The following is a 4,626-nucleotide window of genomic DNA, read 5'->3' as shown; positions in this document are numbered from 1 at the left end:
GTTTCATTGAAACCTGAAGTATTATAAACCCTCAGCAAAGCAACATCAGGATAAAATGAAATATTTTTCCCTTTGATATACTCTAGAAAATCGTTTAATCCCTTTAGACCTCCTATAGCTCCATCAACTGATATGGATTTTGGGACCTTATGATGTTCGCCCCCATTAAACCACCCGCTATATTTCAACTTGATGTTGTTCACGCCCGCCTGTTGCAACTCGGATAAAATCGTCTTTGCCTGTTCAAAGGTGGTCAATGGCTTCAATGCCCTGTAAGGCACCCCCACAAAATGTTTGAGGGTAGGTATACTTCCAACCAAATGCAGATAAAAAGGAATATCATCATTTGAGGCTTCCGTATTATCTTTGAGCATACCATTCTTTACCAAGTGCTGCTGATAATATTTAGCCATTCCCTCATACGAGGCATCCTTATCGTCTAAAAACACATACCGCACTACAAAGTCTGTCTTCATAGGTTCTTCTTGATAACGGGGAAACGAGCGCCTTTGGTCCTCACCCTGCAAGACAATATCATCTTTGTGTATTACATAAAAGCTTGGATAAACGTAATTATAGCTATTATCCCTGCCGCTCACATCGGCATTGACTGCAGCAACCGAAGCGCCCTCTTCAATGATTCCCAACAATGCACCGTTTTTCTTGATTACCCCAAAAACTGGCATCCTCGCTTTTTCAGCTTTAACTAAAAATTCCGTATTATCCACCGTTAAATCCATGCCGTAAATCTCCTGCCTATAGGGAGGATATTTTGATTTGCCGTTATTAAAATATATCAATGCCCCTGACCCATCCGGTACAAAAAGCGCCCCTTCCTCATTGGGTCCACCAGCTCCAAAGAAATTTAGGATGCTTATCTGATGAACAGGGTATTCTTTGAGATATCGTATTTCATCTACCGGAACTCTAACAACAAGGCTATCCCCTTCCAGCTTGTATTCAAGTGTAACGAAAAACAATCTAGGAACAGGTTTTGTCTGATCCAAATTATTCTCAGCAATATCATAAGCCAAATCTTCTTCAGTATAGCCTGCTATTTCAAAAGCCTCAAGCGTACGCTTAAGCTGTACACCGGATAATCCATCATTTCTTACATACACTCCCTTTTCTTTGTCTTCCCTATATGCAATTCTCAATGCGCGGAGCAAAGTATTATTATCGATTTTACTTAGAATCTTTTCTTCGAACCTTTCCTTGCTTATCATTTTGGGCAAATCCTCTATAGTCTTCTCTACTGTACCAAATTTATAAATTACCTTTACTCCATCAGGTATCAAGGTATAGGCTACCTGCCCATAAGATATACTATCGGTATAGGAATTGGCATAATTAAATTGCCCAAACTCATTACAAAATTCCAAATTCACCTGAGCAGATAGTAAATCCTTTTTCTCTCCACTGGCAATAGGATCCCCATCTCTATCTGCCGGATTGCTGCGCCAAATATATCCGTTCCTTTTATCAAGCACTGCAATCTCTGCAGTTTCATCATTTATATACAACTGTAAATAATCATTTTCCGCTATCCCTTTCATATCTTGAAGGAGAGAATTGGTAAAAGCGGCTGTTAAGGTTGGTTCCCCCTCTAACTGTATATCTTTTAGATCGTCACTCGTCGTTGTACTAGTGGAACAACCCGTAACAAAGATCAATAAACACAACGTGCAAAGAAACAACCGTTTTGATAACCTCATCTTACCGTCCTCCTTCAGAAACGTAGCAGAATCTCTCTGACTACGGTAACTGCAAATGATAAAAGTTGCTGTATCAGATTAAAGAACAAGAGGCAGAGGAAGGCCAAAAATCCTATCGTCCCCACAGTCAAAGCCATAGTTCCCACTGTTTTAGATGGCGTAAACTGATGTACCGTCATATTGCCAACAAACAGCAAATATAAGCACCATAATGCCGCAAAGCTTTGGAAGAAATTGTAAAAAGTGACCTCTTCGGCCGATATATAATTGCTTAACAAAACCCACGGGATGCCTATTAATATTAGCGGAGTTAACGCGAAACAGGTTGATATAAATATTTCTGAAAACTTTCCTTCTCCATCCATCAACGTTGTCAATGACCAATTGGCTACACACCAGAACAATACGGGTAACACCACATATACAATCTCTAAAATGCTATTAAAATCCCTTGGATTATTATAATTTACAAGGAAACCGTTATACTGCACCTGTAAAATTCTGGTGATGCATAGCAACGCCAATATTACAAACGATATAATGAGATTAACCCTTTTATCCCTTCTGTATTTCAATTCCCAATACTCATCATATGGATGGATCGTTAACCGCAAAGGATACCTCACTTCCTCCTTCTTAAACAACGGAAACTCTTTGATAGGACGCCATATATATTTTCTTATTAAAGGAGTGCACAATATCAGAATGCATAATATCGTCATTAACAAGGGGAAGTATTCCCTCAATGTCTCTCGGCGATAAAGAATATATGCTTTTGAATAATTCTTCCGGTCCATGCTTTCCTTAAAATATTCTACCGCGCTCTCATAATCTCCCTTTCTCAAATAAGCCTTACCTATTCCCCCATAAGCATACTCAAAATTGGCATTTAGATTAACCGCTTTAGCAAACATCTCAGCAGCTCTTTCTTCATCCCCTTGATAATAGCTCCTAATAGCCTCGTTGACAACCCTACCGTATTCTGTAGGCTCGAATACAGTTATCTCACCTAACGCTTTATCAAGTACTAAAAAGTTATCCCCCACACGTTCTATTGCTATAGGAGTATCAAATTCCCCTACTCTATTCCAAGCCCGCCGAAGATGTAGAGAAGGTAACCATCACCATTGTAAGTAAATATACGCCCTCTTTTCGCGTCAAGAATAGAGTAAATTTCGCTATCGGCAACGTCAATATCGATTAACCTCGACGGCCCCTCATCCCAAGTATAACGAATATCCCCCCGTGGAGGTACATACCCATCCCTACGCAAGATATCTATTCCCTGAGCATTCAACCTCTTCACATCTTCATCAGTGTTATCAGCGCTGACTGCATATATAAATCCATCCTCATCGATGTCCAAATTTGTAAATTCGGTAGGTACAAACTGAACCATTTGGCTTCGCTGTTCCCTTGTGGACAAAAGCTTCCACAAGTATTCGATTGGGTCCACCTTTACCCTATTAGCTCCAATGAAAGTAGTAAAGACACCATCCGGGCTGAATTCCATAAAGCCGTCAAACACTCCTATGGCCATTACGTAAATTCTACCCGCTTTGTCCACAACAATTTTAGCTGGTTTAAATTCAAAATTTTGCGGCAAGAGTTCTGATTCAGGTGAATCGATAATGGTCACCGCTTTGAGCTTATCATCCAGGTGCACCACTCTCTTGTTGTCGGTATCAGCCACATATATATGACGTCTTTCTGTAACAAAAATGCCTTGAGGATTTGAAAAATGGTCAATTCGCCCGTTATTATCAAAAGAGTCAATTATCCTTATCAAATTAAAATCTGTATCGGTAACGATGATGCGATTGTTCCCCGAATCCAGGATATATACGCTTTCGTTATTTAAAACATAAATATCGCTTGGTTCCTTTAGAGAACCGACTCCCAGAGATTTACCATCTATAATTTGTGTTGCCTCATATGCCTCTGGCGCTGCAACGCTATTTCTCCAATAAGAATAGTTATAAGAAGGAGCATAATAGGCATATACGCTGCTAGGGTATCCAAGTGATAGACTAATGAACAAAATTAGAAGTATAACGAAAAACAGCCTTTTCCCTTTGATCATCTCTCAATGCTCCCTTCTAGTCTTTTATTCCAGAAGTAGCCATCGTCTGTATAACATTACTCTGCGAAATTATGAACATGGTAATGGGCACTATCATGAGTACTAAACCGATAGCAGCTCCTACCCCCGCTCTTGCAATACCCCCTTGCGTAATCTGACCTAATGCGTAATTTAAAGTTTTGAGATTCTCACTGTATATAAAACTTCCTCCATCCGACCCCCAGAGTGAGGGAAAGCGTAAAATTATAAGGGTCAACCAAGCAGGCTTAACGTTAGGCATTACAATTTGCCAAAAAATCCTGTATTCACTTGCCCCATCCATTTTGGCTGCTTCTAACAAAGAAGACGGAAGCTGTTCCATAAACTGCCTCATCAAGAAAAGTCCAAGTGGGAAAGCCCATGCAGGGATTATTATAGATGCATGTGTATCTATCCAACCTAACCGTGACATAATCATGTAGTTAGGAATACCCGTAACATGCCCCGAAAACATCAAAGACAACACAACCATTGTTGACAAAGCCTTTGAACCAGGGAACCTGTATTTTGCCAATGGATACGCTGCTGCAGAAGCAAATATCACATGTCCAGCAGTGCCCACTAAGGTAATAAAGATTGTGTTTGACAAATATCTAGAGAATGGTACCCATGAATTTCCAATCAAATACACTAAATCGTAAAAATTATCAAAAGTAGGGTTTCGTACAAAAAATCTAGGAGGAAACAAAAACAACTCATCTAAAGGCTTAAAAGCGTTGTTAATTGTATATATCAATGGTAAAGCCATAAATGCACCAAATAATACAAGAAGTACAAATAACATAAACG

The 4,626-nt window shown here is 39.6% G+C and carries 4 protein-coding genes; all 4 read right to left on the bottom strand.

What is annotated here, in order from left to right; translation table 11 throughout:
* Nucleotides 1–1,715: DUF5696 domain-containing protein (locus FWJ59_RS08050; protein WP_414481433.1), on the bottom strand; the 1,715-nt coding region annotated here is incomplete at its 3' end.
* A gap of 14 nt (nucleotides 1,716–1,729) precedes the next feature.
* Nucleotides 1,730–2,761: a YIP1 family protein gene (locus FWJ59_RS08045; RefSeq protein ID WP_414481432.1), complete on the bottom strand. Its 1,032-nt coding sequence runs from the start codon at nucleotides 2,759–2,761 to the stop codon at nucleotides 1,730–1,732.
* Between the two features lie 32 nt (nucleotides 2,762–2,793).
* On the bottom strand, nucleotides 2,794–3,798 hold the full coding sequence (locus FWJ59_RS08040) for a hypothetical protein (RefSeq protein WP_414481431.1): 1,005 nt from the start codon (nucleotides 3,796–3,798) through the stop codon (nucleotides 2,794–2,796).
* A gap of 16 nt (nucleotides 3,799–3,814) precedes the next feature.
* On the bottom strand, nucleotides 3,815–4,626 hold an 812-nt coding region (locus tag FWJ59_RS08035), incomplete at its 5' end, for a carbohydrate ABC transporter permease (protein WP_414481430.1).

The sequence above is a fragment of the Caldicoprobacter sp. genome, from assembly GCF_047459465.1.
Classification (GTDB): domain Bacteria; phylum Bacillota; class Clostridia; order Caldicoprobacterales; family Caldicoprobacteraceae; genus Caldicoprobacter.
This window is presented reverse-complemented; position numbering and strand designations above follow the sequence as displayed.

Coding starts and splice junctions, on each gene's coding strand:
- FWJ59_RS08040 (WP_414481431.1), bottom strand. CDS start 3,798: ATGATCAAAGGGAAAAGGCTGTTTTTCGTTATACTTCTAATTTTGTTC.